Source organism: Singulisphaera rosea, from assembly GCF_054877945.1.
In genome coordinates this window covers 1-266 of the sequence record NZ_JBTYIP020000144.1, presented here as the reverse complement: position 1 = coordinate 266, position 266 = coordinate 1, and the positions used below count along the sequence as shown (strand labels likewise).

Sequence of the window (266 nt, the reverse complement as noted above, 5' to 3'; positions counted from 1 at the left end):
GGCTTAACGGCCGTGTTCGGGATGGGAACGGGTGGGACCCCGCCAGTATGGTCGCCGGAAATCCGGCCGCCCGGCGGTCAGGCCGGGACGGCCGAGGTTTCAAACGGTGGACGGTCACGCAAATCTCGTGGTCGCAGCCTGTGGGCTTGGGGCGTGGCACCTATCCGATCGTCGCACGGTGTGGATCCCGTTTCGGAACAGGATCGCGACTCATGCGGAGAGTCGGGATATGGTGACCCCGATTGGGATTCGTGCGTCGCCGACTC

General features: G+C 65.4%; 1 rRNA gene. It reads right to left on the bottom strand.

The features are described 5' to 3' along the window. Positions 1 to 59 (bottom strand): 5S ribosomal RNA (rrf, locus tag ACYOEI_RS41275); the annotation flags it as partial. Positions 60 to 266: the final 207 nt, after the last annotated feature.